The organism is Asaccharospora irregularis DSM 2635, assembly GCF_900129815.1.
GTDB classification, from domain to species: domain Bacteria; phylum Bacillota; class Clostridia; order Peptostreptococcales; family Peptostreptococcaceae; genus Asaccharospora; species Asaccharospora irregularis.
Window position 1 is genome coordinate 66,202 of sequence record NZ_FQWX01000003.1, and the last position, 20,396, is coordinate 86,597.

Below are 20,396 nucleotides of genomic sequence, written 5' to 3' on the forward strand. Positions count from 1 at the left end.
AAAAAAACTCTGAAATTTATTTTTGTGGTTTAAAAGAACTCTTTAGCGGAACAACTCTGTTAAATACTAACTTATCCTTAGTTGAGTATTTGCTGTCTACACTGAAGAATCCATTTCTTACAAATTGGAATTTATCTAAAACCTTAGCATCTTTTATTTGAGTAGGTTCTGAAAAACCTTGTAATACTTCTATTGATTTAGGATTTATTTGTTCTAAGAAATGTTTGCCTTCATTTTCAGGATCATCATCAAGTATTAATGGTTCAAACAGTCTAAATTCACAAGCAACAGCATTTTTAGCGTCAACCCAGTGTATAGTGGATTTTACTTTACGTCCTGTAAAACCTGAACCACTTTTAGTTTCTGGATCATAAGTACAATGTATTTCAACTACATTTCCGTTTTCATCTTTAATGACATCATTACATTTTACAAAATAAGCACCTTTTAAACGAACTTCATTTCCAGGGAATAGTCTAAAATATTTTTTAACTGGTTCTTCCATAAAGTCATCTTGTTCTATATACAATTCTCTTGAGAAAGGAACAAGTCTAGTACCCTTAGATTCGTCTTTAGCGTTATTTTCTATTTCAAGCATCTCAACTTTATCTTCTGGGTAATTAGTTATAACTAATTTTAAAGGTCTTAAAACACCCATTGCAAGTGGAGCTTTAGGCTGTAAATCTTCTCTTAGGAAGTAGTCTAATAATTGACTGTCAACTGTAGAATCAGCCTTGGATACACCGATTTCTCTACAGAAGTTACGTATAGATTCAGAAGTGTACCCTCTACGTCTAACACCTGATATAGTTGGCATACGTGGGTCATCCCATCCATCTACTACACCTTCGTCAACCAATTGTTTTAGTTTTCTTTTGCTCATTACTGTATTTGTAAGGTTAAGTCTAGCAAATTCTATTTGTCTTGGAACATTTTCCATTTCACACTCTCTTACAAACCAATCGTATAGAGATCTTTGGTCTTCAAATTCAAGTGTACATATAGAATGAGTTATTCCCTCTATAGCGTCCTCTATAGGATGAGCAAATGCATACATTGGATATATGCACCACTTATCTCCAGTGTTGTGGTGAGTGGAATGAGAAATTCTATATATTATAGGATCTCTAAAATTTATGTTAGGAGATGACATATCTATTTTCGCTCTTAAGACTTTTTCTCCATCCTCAAATTCTCCATTTTTCATTTTTTCAAATAGCTCTAAGTTTTCCTCTATAGATCTGTTTCTATAAGGGCTTTCCACTCCGGGCTCAGTTAAAGTTCCTCTGTATTCTCTTATTTGATCTTGATTTAAATCACAAACGTAAGCCTTTCCTTTTTTTATTAAAAGTATAGCTCTGTTATACATCTCATCAAAGTAATCCGATGCAAAGTATAGATTGTTCCAGTTAAATCCTAACCATTTGACATCTTCTTTTATAGAGTTTACATACTCTACATCTTCTTTTAATGGGTTAGTATCATCAAATCTTAAATTAACTCTGCCATTAAAATCTTCGGCAAGTCCAAAGTTAAGACATATACTTTTAGCGTGTCCAATATGTAGGTAACCATTTGGTTCTGGTGGAAAACGTGTTATGATGCTGTCATGTTTTCCGGTTTCTAAGTCATTTATAATAATATTTCTTATAAAGTTAGATGAATTCATTTCATTTGACATATCTTATACCTCTCACTTAATTTATTTTGTGTATAGTAAAAATATACTATAATCCATACTATTAATTTTAATCTAATATTAGTAAAAAATCAAAGATAAATTAGGTAAATTAAATACAACTGTTAATTACAGTATTATCCAAAAGATAAAATTTTATGTAAGTATGATAATTTTTTTGAAAATTGAGCAATAATATATAGAGAGTTAACAAAAAATATGTATAATATTAGATGGCGTATAATAATAAGAAAGTGGAAGGGATAAAAATGAAAAATATAACAAAAATTTTAGCAATAATAGCAATTATAATACTTATACTTGTAGGTGCTATTTACTACTTCTTAACTCCGAGTGAAAAATTGGATTTAAGTAGTACAAATAAAGAGAATAGAGTAGTAACTACAGAGGATTTATTAAAGGGAGCATCTATAGATACATTCAAAGTTCTTAATAATCCCCTTAGATTAGAAGGAAAAATAAATGTATCAGATGAAACTGTTCAAAATTTAGTCTATACAATTATGAAAAAATCTGATATGGAGAATGTAGAATACTCAGACATCCAAGTAGTAAAGAACAGAATAAAAATAGTTTCTCCATACAAGGTATTGGGATTTATAGATAGTCAATACGAATTGTATTTAGATTTGGGTGTAGAAAAGGATAACTTAGTTGCAACTTTAAATGATTTTAAAATAGGTAAAATAAAGGTTAGCAACACTATAATAAAAAATGTTCTTAAAAAGTATAAATCTACATCAGGATTAAAAGTAGAAGGCAATAAATTTATAGTTGATAAAAGCAATATTTACCCAATGTTAGTTAAAAAGGTTGATGTAAAGGATAATATTGTAATCTTAAATGTAGAGGTAGAAGCAGAAAATGTTATGGAATTTTTAAAAAATAGTAAAATAGGGGTTATAGGTTAGAAAGTGATTGAAATTGAGTTGTATTTATGATAAACTGATAAAGTTAATTATAAATTTATGATGCTTTTTAAGAGGGGGAAAAATGAAGAAGATATATATAATAACTACTTATACAGGTACAGTCCTATCTTATCTAATAAGAAATATAAGTAAAACCCCGTATGCACATGTTTCTATAGCTTTAAATGAAGATTTAAAGCCAATGTATTCTTTTGGGAGATTGAATCCTAAGACGCCGCTATTTGCTGGATTTGTTGAGGAAAATATAAATCAGGGATTATATGCAATTAGAAAAAATACTATGTGTAGGGTTTACTCGCTGGACATAACGGATTTGCAGTACGAAAACTTATATGAAAATATAATGAAAGTAAGTAATAATAGAGAAAAATATGACTATGATGTAAAAGCACTTGTATATTTATGCGTAAATAGACCTAGATGTGCTGAATATAAATATGTATGTTCTCATTTTGTTGCAGATATGCTTCAAAAGAGTGATATTAAAATATTAGATAAACAATCTTATCAAGTAAGACCAAATGATTTTTATGATTTAAAAGCATTGACTTTAGAATATGAGGGATTATTATCCCACTATTACATGGAAAGACATTCCTTTGTATCTGAGGTTTCAAACGCATAATACAGTATTTAGTAAGGCACAAAGTTGAATTTTATTTTAAATATAAAGCCAAGTTTAAAATAAATACCTCTTATCATAGAAGGGTATTTATTTTTTTTTAATAAATATATATAATGGTAATAATAACTATTTATTATCGAAAGGGGTACTAAATGAAAAGATATGTAAAAACATACTTTATATCATTTCTAGTAGTTGCTGTTTATGCATTTATAAAGTTACCTGTATTGAGATTAGATTTCGTATCTTTATTCTTTACTTTAGCCATATTCTTTGTGGTGGCAGGTTTACTAGATATGATGTTTGATAGGGCTGAAAAGACATCCAAAATTGCTAAGTATAATTTTTCAATAGCAATAGCTTTAATTATTTATATTGTTGCTGTTCCTTTCATAACTTCAACACCTATACTTCATGCTAAAGCATATAGAAATTTAATTGGTGATGTTAAAGAAAGTGAATTTACAGAAGATGTAAGTCCAGTCAGTGTAAAAGATATACGTCTTGTAGACGAGGACATGGCTATGAAGTTAGGAGATAAAAAACTAGGTGAAAGCCCAGCATTAGGAAGTGTTTCAAAGCTAGGTAAATTTCATATTCAAAGTGTAAAAGGAGAACTATACTGGGTTGCACCATTAGTTCATAGAGATATAGTTAAGTGGATAACATCACTAGAGGGTAGTAATGGATATGTAATGGTATCTGCAAGCAATCCTCAAGATGTCAGATTAGTACAATCAATAGACAATAAACCTGTAAAAATTGTATACCAACCAGATGCATACCTTCATCAGGATTTACAAAGACATATGTATATAAATGGCATATTAAATGTAGGTATTACAGACTTGACTTTAGAGATAAATGATGAGGGAAGACCTTATTGGGTAGCTAGTTTATATGAGCATAAAGTAGGATATAGTGGAGCTAATTGCACAGGGATTGCTATAGTAGATGCAGAAACAGGAAGCGTAAAAAGATATTCTATAAAAGATACTCCAAAATGGGTTGATAGAATACAACCACAAGATGTAGTTGCAAACCAAATAGATAACTGGGGAAGATATATTAGAGGATTTTTAAACTCTGCTATTTCAGAAGAAGGAGTATTAATTCCTACTGAGGGAACATCTTTAGTCTATGGAAACGACAATAAGTCATATTGGTACACAGGAATAACATCTTCAGGAGGAGATGAGTCTACTATAGGTTTTATGTTAGTAGATTCGCGTACTAAAGAGGCAAAATTATATAAACAGCCTGGTGCAACTGAATCAGCTGCCATGAAGTCAGCAGAAGGTAAAGTACAACAAATGAATTATGAAGCTACATTCCCTGTAATGTATAATATATTAGGCAAACCTACCTATGTATCATCATTAAAGGACAAAGCTGGGCTTGTAAAAATGGTTGCATTTATATCTGTTGAGGATTTTAGTGTATTAGGACTTGGAGAAACTAAAGAAGAGGCACTTAGAAACTATAGAGATTCACTAGAGTCTCAGGGAAATAATGTGAATTTAGAAAATGATACAACAAGAGAAGAAGTAGAAGGAACTATAACCAGAATTAATTCAGATGTTAAAAATGGGAATACTTCATATTATTTAACTATTGATTCTAAAAATGATGTCATTTTTAAGGGGGGTTCAAAGGTATCTAATGAACTTACACTATCTCAAATAGGAGATAAAGTAAAAATAGCCTTCCAAAAGGGAGAGCAAAATTTAGTTGATATTATAGAGTTTAACAACTTAAATATTGGAGAGACTGGTACTGTTTCAGACAAAGCAACTCTAGAACAATAAAGTCGATAATTTTTATATAAAAAAGCATTTGTAGATTGATTTATAATCTTTTTACAGATGCTTTTTTTAAAATTTTAATAATTATATCTATAATTTGTAAAGTTTCTATTCCTAAATTAATATAATGATAGTACAACTTGGTAATTAAATAACTTCAAGGAGATTAGACATAATGATAGGAATAGAAAAAGATATACTACTTTTAATTAGCAGAGTAAGATGTATAACAGAGACTCAGGTTGGAAAAGTTTTTGGAACAAGGAGAAGATATACTGTAAAACCATTTAAAAAAACTTTAAGAAAAATGTGTAATGACTACACATTAAAAAAATATCCATGCAATATAAATTATTGCGGGTATAGGGATAATTCATATGTTTATTATCTAAACGGAGGAAAAACCTACAAGGGGAAAGATCTTGAAAAAGTAATAATAGGGTCTGAATTAGTCATCAAAATTAACCTTGCAGGAGGGCAAGTAAAGAGATTTTATAGGAATGTTAAGGTCGATAAAACAAATTATGATATATTTATAGAATATATAGATCCTTGTAATGTGATAAAACAAGTTTTGGTAGATATAGATTTGGACAATAGTTTTGATATTTCCAAGTATAGAGACTTAGATATAAAAATTAAAAATTCTACAATTCCTTTTGTAAAGGTTCCTAAAGTTTTGATAATAACATCATCATGTATAAAACAAGATAGAATTTCAAATATAGATTGTGATCTAAGCTTTATAGATACAAGCTTGGATAAACTATTTAAAAATATATAAGAGATGTCCCGCTAACAAGGGATATCTCTTATATATTTTACTAAATTATATTGTAAAACTCAGAACAAAAAATCGCTTTTAAACTACGTGTTTTAGAATAAAAATTTAATTTTTTCCAAATCTACTATATAATTTATTTTTCGTATCATCCAAGAAACTATAAACAACAGGAATTACTACTAAAGTAAGTATTGTTGAAAATATTAGGCCACCTGATACAGTTATAGCTAGAGGTAATTGTATTTCAGCGCCCTCTCCTATGCCTAAAGTCATTGGAAGGAGTCCTAAAATAGTTGTAAGACTCGTCATAAGTATAGGTTGAAGTCTTGTAGGCCCGGCTATTAGTATAGCTGCATTTGTAGGTTTTCCTTCTAATCTTAGCCTATTTATTAAATCTACTAGCACAATACCGTTATTTACTATTATACCTGTTAGGATTACAAATCCAATCATGGCAGGCATACTTATTGGTATGTTGAGTATAAATAACGAAAGCACAGCACCTACAAATGCCAGTGGAACTGTAAACATTATTATAAATGGATTAAGTAGTGATTCAAACTGAGCCGCCATTACCATATAAACTAAAGCCACAGCTAATACTAATGCAAGTAGTAAATTTGAAAAAGATTCGTTCATCTGTTTTACTTCGCCACCAAAAGAGATTGAATATCCGTTTGGTAGTTTATAATCCTTTATTGATTTTTCAATATCGCTTACAACTTTTCCAAGAGATTTATCCTTTACATTTGCATTAATTGTCATAGTTCTAACTTGGTTTGTTCTATTTATGCTATGATATCCTTCGTTTCTTTCAAGTGTAGCTATTTTTTTCAGCTCTATCTTTTCGTTTGTTTGTGTAAATATATTTATATTTAAAAGATCAGATAGCGTTGAGGATTTTGCTTCATTTGCATATATATTTACGTCGTAGTTCTTACCTTCTACTGAGAAGCTAGATACCTTTGAGCTTTGCAGTTGTTGCTTAATTGCTTGAGATACCATTTGGCTAGTTACACCATATTTAGCAGCCTTTTCTTTATTTATATTAACTCTTATTTCTTGTGCATTCTTTTCATCAGCAAGTTTTATATCTACAGCCCCATCTACACCCTTAACTTTTTTGATTATATCATTAGATATCTTTTCTAATGTATCAAACTCATAACCGGATACAGATATTGTTATTGGGCTTGATGATGGTGACATTGACATCATACTAGATGCACTATGTACATTTATCTTGCAACCTGAGATATTTCCTAATTTATTTCGTATTTCATCAGATACTTCTGAGTCTGATTTTTTTCTTTCCTTTTTATTTTTTAATACCAACATAATCGATGAGTTGGACTCAGAGTCTGAAACTAAAGAAGCAGTAGTTTCAACTTCGGGGATAGCACCTATTTTTTTAGATACATTTGTCAGTGTTTTTTCTACGACATCTATATTAGTCCCTTTTGGTGATGTTACATCTACATAAATTATACCTTGGTCTGCTGTAGGGAAAAATTCAAATCCTACTTGAGTAAGAGATAGACCTCCAAATAATAAAGATAGTACTAATACAAGGGCTATGTATTTTCTATTTTCTAAGGACCATTTAAGTACAAAGAAGTATTTATCCTTTATCTTTTCTATTACTTTATTTTCCTTATTAAATGCATCATCCGTAATAAGCCTTGATGCTAACAGTGGAACTAATGTAAATGCAACTATAAGAGAACAAACTAAGGAGTATGTAACGGTTAATGCCATTTCCTTAAATATTGTTGCAGCTATACCATCAACAAACAAAATAGGTAAAAATACTGATACACTAGTAAGTGTAGAAGCTGTTATAGCTGAGGCTACCTCTTTTGTCCCCTGTATAGCGGCGTCATAGCTAGATAAGCCTAGTTTTTTAAGTCTGTATATATTTTCAATAACAACTATTGAGTTGTCAACAAGCATACCTATACCAAGTGCTAGACCGCCTAGTGATATCATATTAAGTGTCATATCGCTAAAATACATAGATACAAATGTGGCTATTATAGATATAGGAATAGATATAGCCATAATTATAGTGGTTTTTAAATCCTTTAAGAACACTAATAAAACTAAAATAGATAAAACCGCACCAATTATAGCATTAGTTTTGACTGCATTTAGAGATAAATTAATAAATTCAGCTTGATCAAATACAGAATTAACTTTTAGATTTTTGTTAGTACTCATTAAATCGTCTAATGCTTTGTTTACTCCTTTAGAAACTTTAGTGGTATTTGAACCACTTTCTTTTTGTATTGATAAAAGTAAACTATCCTCACCGTTTATTTTTACTACACCAGAGCTCTTATCTGAGCCTAGCTTAATTTTTGCCACGTCTTTAAGTTTTATTACATCCCCTGTTGGCGTAGGAATACGTATTTTCCTGATATCACGAATTGATTTAAAAGAGTTAGAAGTTCTAACTAGTATATTAAAATCACCTTCCTTTATTGTACCTCCAGGAACATTTATATTTTCACTAGCTATTAATTGTGCAAGTTGAGAAGGATTTATACCAAAAGATGACAACTTATCTGGGTTTATAATTACTTTTATTTCTTGATATCTAGAACCATTTAAATCTACTTTAGCTACTCCTTCTACACGTTCTAATGAAGGTACCAAAGTATCGTTTGCCCATGATGATAGTGATGATAAGTCTTTTCCTTTCATGCTTATACCAATTTGCATAATAGGCATCATGTTAGGATTCATTTTCATAATCATAGGGTTAGAAACCTCATCTGGAAGCATCCCTTTTACCATATCTATTTTTTCTCTTACTTCCATTGAAGCAAAGTCCATGTCCGTTTTATCTTCAAATTCAAGCATTATCATAGAAGACCCTTCAGATGATATTGAATTTACATTTTTTACATTGGATGTCGTAAGAAGAGCACTCTCAAAAGGAGAGGATAATATACTCTCTACTTCCTGAGGTCCTGCTCCTGGGTAAGAGGTTGAAACCATTATCATTGGTAAATTAAATGAAGGTAGCATATCTACATTTAATTTAAAAAAAGACACGAAACCAAACATTATGACTGTTATAATAGCCATTAATATTGTTATTGGTCTCTTTATACTAAAGGCAGTTATCTTCATTATTTATCACCCCTATCTACGTTTACTTTTTCATTGACTGATACAAAATTCTTTCCTTTTGATATAATTTTAGTTCCAGGCTTTAGACCAGTAGCTATCTCTATTTCATCGTCATTTTCCATTCCAAGTGTTACATTTAATCTTTTTACTTCATTGTTTTTATTTAGTGTGTACACATATGAAGACTTATTTCTTCTAAATAAAGCGTTTTTAGGTATAACTACAGCGTTATCTTTTCTTGCATATGGGATTTGTATTTCAGCAAAACTACCAGAACCTAATTTATTAGTATTTTTGATTATAATTTTTACAGTATGACTTCTAGGCTCTGAGTCATAAATAGGTTCAATAGAATCTATTTTGCCAGAAGTTTTTGAACTCTTTCCATTTTTATCAGATATAAAAACAGTATATTCAGAACCTACATTAATTAAATTTATGTCTTCATCTAAAACATCAATTTCTAGACATAAAGAAGATATATCTGAAACTACAACAGGAGGATTTAATCCCATTGGTACTTCACCAACTTTTGCATTTAATGAAGATACATATCCATCAAAAGGTGCTTTTAGTGTAAAGGATTCCTTAGCTTCAAGTGTCGAATCATATGCATTTTTCACCTGTTCAATCTGACCTTCCATATTTGTAGTGCTGGAAGAGGATAGGTTTTTTTCTAAGGCATCTCTTTGAACTGATAGTTGTGAAATTACCATACTTAGTTTAGGCAATTCCTGATTTAATGAAGAAATTTTTTCATTTAATGGTTTAGCCTTTTGTTGAAATTCATGTTCTGATATAGAATTATTTTGTTTATCTTTATTTAATTGTTCAAGTTTGGTTGTACTTTTCTCAATTTCATTTTTAATTGATTTCAAATCGTCCTTTTTACTATTTATTTGAGTATTTAACTTTGATAGCTGAGTTTTTGCCTCTGAAATACCAGAAGAAGCAGCACTAATTTGAGACTTAGCAGTTTCATATGCTTTTTTTGTTTGAGAAAGCTGTTCATCTAAACTAGAACTATCTAATACCATTAATACTTGGTCTTTTTTTACATTATCTCCCTCTTTAACACTTATACTTTTAACCTCTGTAGGCATTTGAGGAGAAATAGTCTCTTCTTTGACCCCCTTAACACTACCAGAAAACTTTTTATAACTTTCAATTTTTTTTCTTTCAGCTGTGCATAATTCAACTGAAGTTTTATCATTATCTTTTGTAACTTTATTATTATTTATAAATCTAAAGGTATATAGTCCTCCGAAAGCTATAGAAATAATTACTATAGATAGTAATAACCTATGATTTTTTTGATGAAATATAATAATTCCCCCTTTACTGAATATTGAAAATTTACATACTAGAACAACCAATAATAGTATATCACTAAAGATAAATCAATAAAATAGAGGTATTCTTTAATTTAACATAAAAATTTAAATTATTACTATTTTCAGTGCATTAGATAGAAATAAAAAGAATATTATAAAAAAGAGTTGAAATATTTTGGATAATATGATAAAACTATGTTAACAAATTAAAGAATTAAAAGATATTGAGCCTAGGGTAGAGGCGCTATAATTAAGAGTATCTAATTGGAGCTTGCAAGCTTAGATGATTAGAAAAAGGAATTATAGCCGAAGAAAATTTGTTGGCAGATGAATTTTCTGGTTTTACATATAATATGTGTAAAACTGTCACTTGAAAGTAATTTAAGTGGTGAGCTACAAGGTTACTTTGAGTATTTACGTCCAAAGTATACCTTTGGGCGTTTTTTATTACCTTATTCTCTTTATTGATTAATAAGGAGGTTTTAAAAATTGAGTATAATTGTTCAAAAGTATGGAGGAAGTTCAGTAGCAAGTACTGAAAAAATTAAATCAATTGCTGAAAATATAGCAAAAAGAAAGAAAGAAAATTCTAAGATTGTGGTAGTAGTGTCAGCTATGGGAAAAACTACAGACCAATATATTGACCTGGCAAAGGATATAAGTGATAATCCTGATAAAAGAGAACTAGACGTTTTAATGTCTACAGGAGAAATGATATCTGCATCACTATTATCTATGAGCTTAAATGCTATTGGATGTGACTCTATAAGTTATAGTGCATATCAGTTAGATATAAAGACAAGTGGTTTACATGGAAAATCACTAATCGATGATATAAATACAGAAAGAATACAAAAAAGCTTAGATGAAGGAAAGGTTGTAATAGTAACAGGATTTCAAGGTATAAACACAGACGGAGATATAACTACATTGGGGAGGGGTGGATCAGATACATCTGCTGTAGCTTTAGCAGTAAAACTAAATGGTAAGTGCGAAATATATACAGATGTAGACGGGATTTACTCAACAGACCCTAGAAAATATGAAATGGCAAAAAAATTAGATGAGATAGAATATGAAGAAATGTTAGAGCTTGCTAGCCTAGGAGCACAAGTTATGCATTGTAGAAGTGTAGAACTTGCACAGAAGTATGGAGTAGAAATATATGTAGGGCGTTCATGTTCAAATGAAACAGGTACTTATATAAGAGGGGGAAATAAAATGAAATTAGAAGATAAAGTGATAACAGGATTGGCTACAAGTGATAACGATAGCTCTATAACTATAAAGGATTTCGAATCAAAATATATATCAAGTCTATTTGAAGATATAGCAACTAAGGGTATAAGTGTAGATATGATAAGCCAAACAGCTCCTTTGGATGGAAAGGTAGGAGTATCATTTACTGTTTTAAAAGAAGATTTAGATGAATGTAGAAAAATAGTTGGAGATTATTCAGATGAAAAGAATATTATAGTAGATAATAATATCACTAAGTTTTCTTTGGTGGGATTAGGTATGAAAAATACTTCTGGAGTAGCCTCTAAAGTTTTTAAAATATTTAACAAAAATAGCATAGATGTAAAACTTATAACTACATCTGAAATAAGAATAACGTGTGCTATAAATTCACAAGATAAAATGATTGCTATAAACAAAATAGCTAAAGAATTTAATTTATAATTTGGGGGAGATTTATATGAAACTTCATGGAAGCATGACTGTAGAAAATAACACTTTAAGCATTGGAGGAGTAAGTTGTTTAGATCTTGCTCAAAAATATTCAACACCTCTTTATGTATTTGATGAAGAGTTAATCAGAAATAATTGTAGAGAATATGTCAATTACTTTAAGGTAAATGAAAATAAAAATAAAGTTGCATATGCGGGTAAAGCTTTTTTACCTATATATATGTGTAAACTTATAAACGAAGAAAATTTATGTTTAGATGTAGTCTCAGGAGGGGAATTATACACAGCATATAAGGCGGGATTTCCTATGGAAAATATACTTTTTCATGGAAACAATAAAACGATAGATGAAATAAAATTAGGTATAGACCTTGGAGTAGGAAGATTTGTAGTAGACAACTTCTATGAGTTAGACTTAATAGAAAAAATATGCATTGAAAACAACAAAACTCAAAAAATATACTTTAGAATAACTCCGGGTATAGAAGCTCATACGCATGACTATATAAAAACTGGCCAAATAGATTCTAAGTTTGGGTTTACTCTTACAAATGGTGAATTATATGATGCAATAAAAAAAATATTAAATTATAAGAATATAAAATTAGTTGGGCTACATGCACATATAGGATCTCAAATATTTGATATAGAACCTTTTTTGGATGAAGTTGATATTATGTTAAACTTAGTAAAAGAAATAAAAGAAAAGTACAATGTAGATTTAACCGAAATAGACTTAGGTGGAGGAATTGGAGTATATTATAGCAAAAATGACAAACCCAAAACTATAAAGGACTTCTGTGAGGCTATTATCTCAAAGGCTGATGAAACATGTAAAAAATTAAATATAGAACTCCCTACTTTAATAATAGAACCAGGTAGATCAATAATTGCAAATGCAGGAAGTACTTTGTACACTGTAGGCTCAATAAAAGATATAAAAGATATCAGAACTTATGTAAGTGTAGATGGAGGAATGACAGATAATATAAGACCATCATTATATCAGGCAAAGTACGAATGTAGTGTTGTAAATAAAATTGGGAATAATAAAGGCAACAATGTAACTATAGCAGGGAAATGTTGTGAAAGCGGTGATATACTGATAGGTGATATTGATATCATGAAAATTGAAAGTGGAGATATACTAATAACTACATCAACAGGAGCTTATGGGTACTCAATGTCTTCAAACTATAATAAAATACCTAAAGCAGCAGTAGTTTCAGTGATTAATGGAGAAGAAAAATTAATTTGTAAAAGACAAAGCTATGAAGATTTATTGCTATTGGAAATGCAATAATAATTAAATACAACACTCCTTGATTTAAATCTTTACATTTATTTTCGATATTTTATCCTAAAAAAATGCTAATTATGATAAAATCTATACTAGATAAACAAGGAGGGATTTAATGAAGAAAAAAATAATTCTGATCATCACAGCATTATCTATGTTTCTTGTAGGGTGCTCATTTAAATCAGATAATGATTCAACAGAACATGGTAAAGAACTGTTAGAAAAGCATCAATATAAAGAAGCTATGAAAGTATTATCTGATGCCTTAGAAGAAGATAGTAATAATGATCATGCTAGGGCTATGTATATGCAGGCTATGAGAATGCTAAAGGTATCTAAATATGAAGAAAGTGCCAACTACGATAAAGCAATTGAAGAACTTGAACTTATAGAGAAAATAAGAGATGGATCATCAGATATAAAAGACGAAGCTTCTAAAAGAAAATCTGAATTAAAAAAGATTAGTGAAGAAGCTAAAAAAGCAAAATTAGAAAGAAAACAAAAGGCCAAATATTCAGCTAGTCAAGACAAAGGTAGAATTGAATCTGATGCTGAAAGTGAATATATAAAAGAAAATAAAAAAGAAGAAGTAGAGTTAGAAGTCAAAGAGGAAACTAATCAAGGTACAGAGAATAATAACAATCAAAATAATAACCAAAAACCACAAGGTACTGAGCAGCCTAATCCAGATACACAACCCGAGCCTACTAATCCAAAAGAAGAGGGTGCCCAGTAGGATATATATTAATTAAAAAATAACCTTACTGATTTATATAAATCAGTAAGGTTATTTTTAGTTAGAATCTTCTACATGAAGTCTTTTTTCAACGTATTTATCTAAGCAAGATTTTATAACAGCTGCTATAGGAACAGATAAGAATACTCCTATAATTCCAAATAAGCTTCCTCCAATCATTACTGCCGAAATTATCCAAAGAGGACTAAGCCCTACTTGATCCCCCATAACTTTAGGACCTATGAAGTTTCCATCTACCTGTTGAAGTATCAGTATAAATATCGCAACCCAAAAGGCTTTTACAGGATCGTAAATAAGTGTCATGATTATAGGAGGAACAGCACCTATAAATGGACCAAAGTAAGGAATTATATTTGTCAAGAATACAATAAATGATAAGAATAAAACATTATCTATTCTTATAATAAATTCAAATCCAATAAATGCAATCACACCAATTATAAGTGAATCAATTATTTTTCCTATTATATAATTGTAAAATATATCATGAGATATTCTAAAAAACTCAACTGTTTCATCTGCCAGATGTTTTGGTAGTGCTGCAAAAAGTAATTTTTTAAACCCTAAAGCAATTTTTTCTTTATCAAACAGCATGTATATTGATAATATAACTCCCATTAGTATATTAAATAATAAAGAAGTTATACTAAGAGCGTATACAACGACATTTGTTGAAAATGTCGTAAGAACATCGAGAACTTGCTTTAATATACTGTTTAAGTTATGCTGGATATGTGGCATGATAGCCTCTAAGAATTCTGCCTGTGATACATACCTAGATGCAAAACGATTTAAGAGATTTATATATTCTGGAACTTCTTTTATTAATCGGTTTAGAGTATCAACTATAGCAGGTACGATTAATTTAAATCCAACAGTAACCAACACAAATACTATTATATAAGATATAAGAATATTTATTAATCTGTGTTTTTTGAACTTACGCTCGAATATCATAACCAATGGATTTAATAAAAGTGCGAATAGTATACCTATTAAAAAAGGACTAAAGAATTTTGCTAATCCACCTATACCCCCTATAAACTTTAAAGGATTATCAATCATTTTGTATAATAAAATAGAAACAAACACTACAAAAATGTAGTACTTAATATTTTCTTTTGAAATCATGTTACCTCCTTAGGATTTTACAATATTATTAATGCTAAATATATATTAGTATAAATATAAAATAAAAACAAAGATTATTTTATAATAATTATAAGTTTATGTCTATCTTATTTTGTTCAATAAATAAATTTCTAACCTATTTGATTTATACAGATAGATATATTTGCTGTTAAATAAATATGTAAAGTTTTAAGGCTATAAGAAATAAGAAGCATACTTTTTATTTTTATATATCCTCAATATGTATTATAATATAAAGATAAAACAAAAACTGTTTATTTTACAAAAAACTTATAAAATAATAAAAGAAGGTGAATTTATGAGAATAAATAAATACATAGCTTCTTGTGGAATTGCATCCAGAAGGAAGTCAGAAGAACTTATATTAGAAAAAAGAGTCAGGGTAAATGGTAAAATAGTGGAAGAGTTATCTTTTAATATAGATGAAAATAATGATATTGTTGAAGTTGATAATAAAAAAATAAGTCTTGCTAATAACTATATTTATATACTGCTAAATAAACCAGAGGGTTACATTACAACTGTGAAGGATCAATTTAATAGGCCTAGTGTAATTGATTTATTAGATATAAAAGATAGAGTATATCCTATAGGAAGACTAGACTATGAAACTAGTGGATTTTTGCTGCTTACAAATGATGGGGATTTAACCTATAAGCTAACCCATCCAAAGCATGAAGTGGATAAGACTTATATTGCAAAGGTTAAGGGAACACCAACTCAAGATGAGATTAACAATTTTAAAAACGGACTTACAATAGAGGATTATAAGACAGCTCCAGCTAAAATAAGAATACTAAAAGAAAACAAGGAAAAAAATTACTCATTGTGTGAGATTAAAATACATGAGGGAAGAAATAGACAAGTTAGAAAAATGTGTAGAGCTATAAATCATCCTGTATTAAATTTAAGAAGAACAGCTATGGGAAAAATAAGACTTCAGGGCTTAGAAATAGGAAAATACAGATACTTGACAGAAGAAGAAATATCGTATTTAAAAGGAATAAAATAGAGGTGGAACATGGTAAGAGCTAAATATTTAACTAAAATTACTGATATAAATAAGATGTATATAGACAAAATATTAAAAGAAGGCGATATTGTTGTAGATGCGACTATGGGAAATGGTTATGATACAAAGTACCTAGCAGAGAAGGTCGGAAGTAGCGGTTTTGTATATAGTTTTGATATTCAAGAAGAAGCTATAAGTTCTACAAAAAAGAGATTATTAGAGTCTAACTTAGAAAATAGGGTAAAGCTAATCTTAGATGGACATGAAAATATGGGCCAATATGTAGATGAGGAAGTTTCTTGTGTTTTATTTAATTTGGGATATTTACCTGGATTTAAGCATATGGTTGTAACAAAACCCCAGACTACTATCAAAGCTATAGAGGCTAGCTTAAAAATATTAAAGCCTCATGGCATAGTAAGTATAGCGATTTATACAGGTCATCCTGGGGGAGAAGATGAAAAAAATAGTGTATATGACTTTGTCAGTACGTTAGATCAAAAAGAGTTTAATGTTTTAGAAAGTTCATTTTTAAATCAAATCAATAACCCTCCGAGATTAATTTTAATTGAAAAGAAAAAAATATACTAAAATCATAAATAAATATGTTTACATTTACTCCCTATAAGGGTTTACTAAAAAGTTTACTGTATAGGGAGTTTTTATGAATAATCTATAAATAAACTTGACAAGAATAATATAAAAGATATTATTATATATGTACATTGAATACTATAAGCTTTTTTAATATGATTATTTATTTATGAAAAATTAATTATTATATTAAAAAACATAAACAAAAGTGTTATAATTGAAATGGTTATTCTATAGGGGTTAAAAGTCAGAAAATTTAGAACCTTAATTGTTTTGTTTCATATTATGGAGTGAAAGTAGCATATAATAATTGGGAGGGATAACAAGTTATATTTATCTAGAAAAATTCAAATGGTTTATATTTAAAAGGAGATAGGAATGGAAGATTCAAAAGAAATAAAAGATAGTAAACACTTAATATCGAATATACAATCACAGTATCCGAGGCTAAGTAAGGGACAAAAACTTATAGCGCAGTATATTTTAAAAAATTATGACAAAGTTGCCTTCATGACAGCGTGTAAATTAGGGGAAACAGTTGGAGTTAGTGAGTCTACAGTTGTTAGATTTGCAAATGCACTGGGGTATTCAGGTTATCCGAAATTGCAGTCTGCACTTCAAGAACTTATAAAAAACAAACTTACTACCGTACAAAGAGTTGACATGGCTCATGAATATTCTGATGATTCAACTATTTTAAATAAAGTTCTTAAAAGTGATATAGACAATATAAGAGGTACGCTTGAAGAAGTAGACGAAATTGCCTTTGAAGAAGCTTCTAATAAATTGTTAAATGCAAGAAAGATATATATTTTAGGTATGAGAAGTTCATTTGTAGTTGCACAATACTTAGGATTTTATTTGGATATAATACTAGATAGTGTGCATATAATTAGAATGGATATGGGAGATGCATTTGAGCAAATAGTTAGAATATCAGAAGACGATGTTGTTGTAGCAATTAGCTTCCCTAGATACTCTAAAAAATCTTATCAGGTTGTAAAATATGCAAAAGAAAAAGGGGCTCATGTAATTTCTTTAACTGATAGTTTGTTTGCACCTGTTGCATCAATTGCAGATAATACTCTTTTAGTTAAGAGTAGTATGGCATCATTTGTTGACTCTTTAGTACCTGCTTTTAGTGTAGCGAATGCACTTGTAATATCTGTTGGTATGAAAGAAAAAGAAGATATCAAGCAACATTTTGATGATTTAGAACAAATATGGACTAAATACTCTGTATATGAGTAGGCTAAAAAGGCTGTTAGAATTAAAAATTCTAATAGCCTTTTATAATGCCAAAAATCTATAAAAAATTTACCACGATATAATATATTTCATTGAAATCCATATAATATATCTAATTACAAATTGGTTAGGAGGGGTTTGTGTGAAATGTATAAAAAAATTAGGAATTATTTTTTTATTAGTGTCAATATCAACATTTGGTGGACTAACTACAAAATATATATATGCTAGAGAACCTATAATGGAGTACAGATACACAATAGAAGAAGCGAAAATAAAAAGAGCTCAATTTATTTGGACATCATGTCTAGAAGAAATGAGAAGAGACAATTTATTAAAGAGTGAAGATATAAAAGAAATAAATAATTATATCAATAAATTAAAAGATATTAAAAATTCACAAAATAAAGAAAAAAGATATTTAAAAGAAAAAAGCGCCTTAAAAGTATCTACTGTTGATAAGTTAGTTAAAGAAGGATTGATAAATAGTAGTCAGGGGAATATATTAAGAAAAAAACTCAATAAATATGACTTATCAAATTTAGAAAATTAAATGTATATTTATTATTGTTTCAAAATAGTAAAATTTAAATTAGTCATAAAATCTGAATAGTAAAAAACTATTTAAAATATAGTTTTTTACTATTTTACCTTTAGCTGTTATATACTGTAGAATAGTGGAGAAATAAACTTTTTAATAGTTGAGAGGGGTAGGAATTATGAGTTTAAAGAAAAAAATTTTGACGCTAACTGTAATTAGTACGCTAATTTTATCGGTTGGATGTTCACAAAAAAAGGCTAGTGAAGATAAGAAAGATAGCACTAAAGCATCAGCAATAACTATAGTAGCTGGGAGTGATTTAACAAACCCAAACCCATTATTTGCAAATGATAGACTTTCTATGACAGTTATGAATTCATTATATTCTCCGCTATATGTAGTAGAAGAAACAGGGGAAAAAACATTCTACTTAGCTGATAGTGTAGATGTTTCAGATGACTTTTTAACATACAAAGTTAAATTAAAAGACAACCTAAAGTGGCATGACGGAAAACCTTTAACTGCTGATGATGTTGTATTCACAGTAAATACTATACTAGATAAAAATCAAAATTGCATGAGTAGAGAAGATTTTATAATAAATGATAATCCAGTTGAAGTTAAAAAGGTAGATGACACTACTGTAGAATTTAAACTTTCAAGTATTTCAACACCATTTGAATATATATTAGGTGATATAAGACCTATACCTAAACACATATATGAAGGTGAAAAAGATTTAGAAAAAAGCGAAGAAAATAGAAATCCAATAGGTTCAGGGGCATACAAATTTAAAGAACATAAATCAGGGGAACTGATAACACTAGAAAAATTTGATGATTTCTACGGAGAAAAGGCTAACTTAGATACAGTAAACTATAGAGTTATAGCTGATGCTAATTCAGCTAATACAGCTTTACAAAATGGTGAAGTAAACGTTAAATATGTTTCTGCAGATGATGTTGAAAACGTAAAATCTAAGGATAATGTAAATATAATTACTTTCGATGAAGGTATGGTTGATAATATAATATTCCTTCAACAACACAACAAAGATTTAGCTAAAAAGGAAGTAAGACAAGCTTTAGCTTATGCAATAAATAAAGAGGAAATTATAAAAGCTTCATATAAATCAGAAGAATATGCTACAAAAGCAGACTCATTATTTGCTCCTAATACAGTAGGGTATACTGGAGAAGTTGAAAAGTATGAACAAGACAAAGAAAAAGCTAAACAGCTATTAGAAAAAGCAGGAGTTAAGGATTTAAAATTAAAATTCGGATACTCTACACACAAACCTTCGCTTGAAGCTACAGCATTAGTTGTACAAAACAATTTAAAGGATATAGGTGTAGAAGTAGAGTTAGTTCCTCTTGAAAGTAGTGCTTTTATAAACAAAATACTTAATCCAGAAGAATACTCATTTGACATGGCTTTAAATGGGTATGTAATGGGAACTAACCCAGCTTCTTATGCTTCATTATTTGTAGAAGATGGATCAAACAATTTCAATAAATATAAAAACGAAAAAGTAGAAGAGTTATTTAATAAGGCTTTATCAGAAACAAATGAAGCTAAGAGAACTGAATTATACAAAGAAGCACAAAAATTAGTAATAGATGATATGACTTGCTACCCAATTGCATACTCTAAGTCAATTGTTGCAATAGATAAGGCTTATGACGGAGTAGAAGATGCTACACCAGCACCAATATTTATGTTTAGAGATTTACATAAATTAAAACTAAAATAAAAAATATATCAAGATAATAAAATATATCAA

General features: G+C 29.2%; 16 protein-coding genes and 1 riboswitch. Of the genes, 12 read left to right on the top strand and 4 right to left on the bottom strand.

Annotated elements, in window-relative coordinates; translation table 11 throughout:
- Positions 1-16 precede the first annotated feature (16 nt).
- Positions 17-1,681, bottom strand: coding sequence for a glutamine--tRNA ligase/YqeY domain fusion protein (locus BUB34_RS02325; RefSeq protein ID WP_073123861.1), 1,665 nt, complete (start codon positions 1,679-1,681; stop codon positions 17-19).
- Between the two features lie 266 nt (positions 1,682-1,947).
- Here BUB34_RS02325 and BUB34_RS02330 point away from each other — a divergent pair, with 266 nt between their 5' ends.
- The 4 genes from BUB34_RS02330 to BUB34_RS02345 all read left to right on the top strand — a co-directional run bounded on the left by BUB34_RS02330 (position 1,948) and on the right by BUB34_RS02345 (position 5,845).
- Complete coding sequence (locus tag BUB34_RS02330) at positions 1,948-2,610, top strand: hypothetical protein (RefSeq protein WP_073123863.1); 663 nt, start codon at positions 1,948-1,950, stop codon at positions 2,608-2,610.
- 82 nt (positions 2,611-2,692) lie between these two features.
- Positions 2,693-3,256 carry a hypothetical protein gene (locus BUB34_RS02335; protein ID WP_073123864.1) on the top strand — a complete coding sequence of 188 codons (564 nt, stop codon included), beginning with the start codon at positions 2,693-2,695 and terminating at the stop codon, positions 3,254-3,256.
- Positions 3,257-3,408: 152 nt separating this feature from the next.
- The gene (locus tag BUB34_RS02340; RefSeq protein WP_073123865.1) at positions 3,409-5,064 is read left to right on the top strand and encodes a hypothetical protein; all 1,656 of its coding nucleotides are present in this window, start codon (positions 3,409-3,411) and stop codon (positions 5,062-5,064) included.
- A gap of 172 nt (positions 5,065-5,236) precedes the next feature.
- Positions 5,237-5,845 carry a hypothetical protein gene (locus BUB34_RS02345; RefSeq protein WP_073123867.1) on the top strand — a complete coding sequence of 203 codons (609 nt, stop codon included), beginning with the start codon at positions 5,237-5,239 and terminating at the stop codon, positions 5,843-5,845.
- Positions 5,846-5,950: 105 nt separating this feature from the next.
- Here the strand turns inward: BUB34_RS02345 and BUB34_RS02350 are convergent, their stop codons facing one another.
- Together BUB34_RS02350 and BUB34_RS02355 are read right to left on the bottom strand one after the other, a co-directional pair.
- Complete coding sequence (locus BUB34_RS02350) at positions 5,951-8,983, bottom strand: efflux RND transporter permease subunit (RefSeq protein ID WP_073123868.1); 3,033 nt, start codon at positions 8,981-8,983, stop codon at positions 5,951-5,953.
- On the bottom strand, positions 8,983-10,359 hold the full coding sequence (locus BUB34_RS02355) for an efflux RND transporter periplasmic adaptor subunit (protein WP_073123869.1): 1,377 nt from the start codon (positions 10,357-10,359) through the stop codon (positions 8,983-8,985). Before BUB34_RS02355 ends, BUB34_RS02350 begins: the two co-directional genes overlap by 1 nt.
- A gap of 186 nt (positions 10,360-10,545) precedes the next feature.
- Positions 10,546-10,721: riboswitch (Lysine riboswitch) on the top strand.
- An 85-nt stretch (positions 10,722-10,806) separates the two neighbouring features.
- Here BUB34_RS02355 and BUB34_RS02360 point away from each other — a divergent pair.
- The 3 genes from BUB34_RS02360 (at position 10,807) to BUB34_RS02370 (ending at position 14,045) form a co-directional block, all read left to right on the top strand.
- Positions 10,807-12,000: an aspartate kinase gene (locus tag BUB34_RS02360; RefSeq protein WP_073123871.1), complete on the top strand. Its 1,194-nt coding sequence runs from the start codon at positions 10,807-10,809 to the stop codon at positions 11,998-12,000.
- Between the two features lie 16 nt (positions 12,001-12,016).
- Positions 12,017-13,312: a diaminopimelate decarboxylase gene (lysA, locus tag BUB34_RS02365; RefSeq protein ID WP_073123872.1), complete on the top strand. Its 1,296-nt coding sequence runs from the start codon at positions 12,017-12,019 to the stop codon at positions 13,310-13,312.
- Between the two features lie 112 nt (positions 13,313-13,424).
- Entirely contained in the window at positions 13,425-14,045 is a 621-nt protein-coding gene (locus tag BUB34_RS02370) for an outer membrane protein assembly factor BamD (protein ID WP_073123874.1), read from the top strand.
- A gap of 57 nt (positions 14,046-14,102) precedes the next feature.
- Here BUB34_RS02370 and BUB34_RS02375 read toward each other — a convergent pair whose 3' ends face one another.
- Positions 14,103-15,197 (bottom strand): AI-2E family transporter, encoded by a 1,095-nt coding sequence (locus BUB34_RS02375; protein ID WP_073123875.1) that lies wholly within the window; start codon positions 15,195-15,197, stop codon positions 14,103-14,105.
- 319 nt (positions 15,198-15,516) lie between these two features.
- Here BUB34_RS02375 and BUB34_RS02380 point away from each other — a divergent pair, with 319 nt between their 5' ends.
- The 5 genes from BUB34_RS02380 to BUB34_RS02400 all read left to right on the top strand — a co-directional run bounded on the left by BUB34_RS02380 (position 15,517) and on the right by BUB34_RS02400 (position 20,366).
- On the top strand, positions 15,517-16,230 hold the full coding sequence (locus tag BUB34_RS02380; RefSeq protein ID WP_073123877.1) for a pseudouridine synthase: 714 nt from the start codon (positions 15,517-15,519) through the stop codon (positions 16,228-16,230).
- A gap of 9 nt (positions 16,231-16,239) precedes the next feature.
- Positions 16,240-16,821, top strand: a complete 582-nt coding sequence (locus BUB34_RS02385; protein WP_073123878.1) for a class I SAM-dependent methyltransferase — start codon at positions 16,240-16,242, stop codon at positions 16,819-16,821.
- A gap of 381 nt (positions 16,822-17,202) precedes the next feature.
- Positions 17,203-18,075 (top strand): MurR/RpiR family transcriptional regulator, encoded by an 873-nt coding sequence (locus tag BUB34_RS02390; protein ID WP_073123880.1) that lies wholly within the window; start codon positions 17,203-17,205, stop codon positions 18,073-18,075.
- Positions 18,076-18,214: 139 nt separating this feature from the next.
- Entirely contained in the window at positions 18,215-18,625 is a 411-nt protein-coding gene (locus tag BUB34_RS02395) for a hypothetical protein (RefSeq protein ID WP_073123881.1), read from the top strand.
- 166 nt (positions 18,626-18,791) lie between these two features.
- Positions 18,792-20,366 carry an ABC transporter substrate-binding protein gene (locus BUB34_RS02400; RefSeq protein ID WP_073123883.1) on the top strand — a complete coding sequence of 525 codons (1,575 nt, stop codon included), beginning with the start codon at positions 18,792-18,794 and terminating at the stop codon, positions 20,364-20,366.
- Positions 20,367-20,396: the final 30 nt, after the last annotated feature.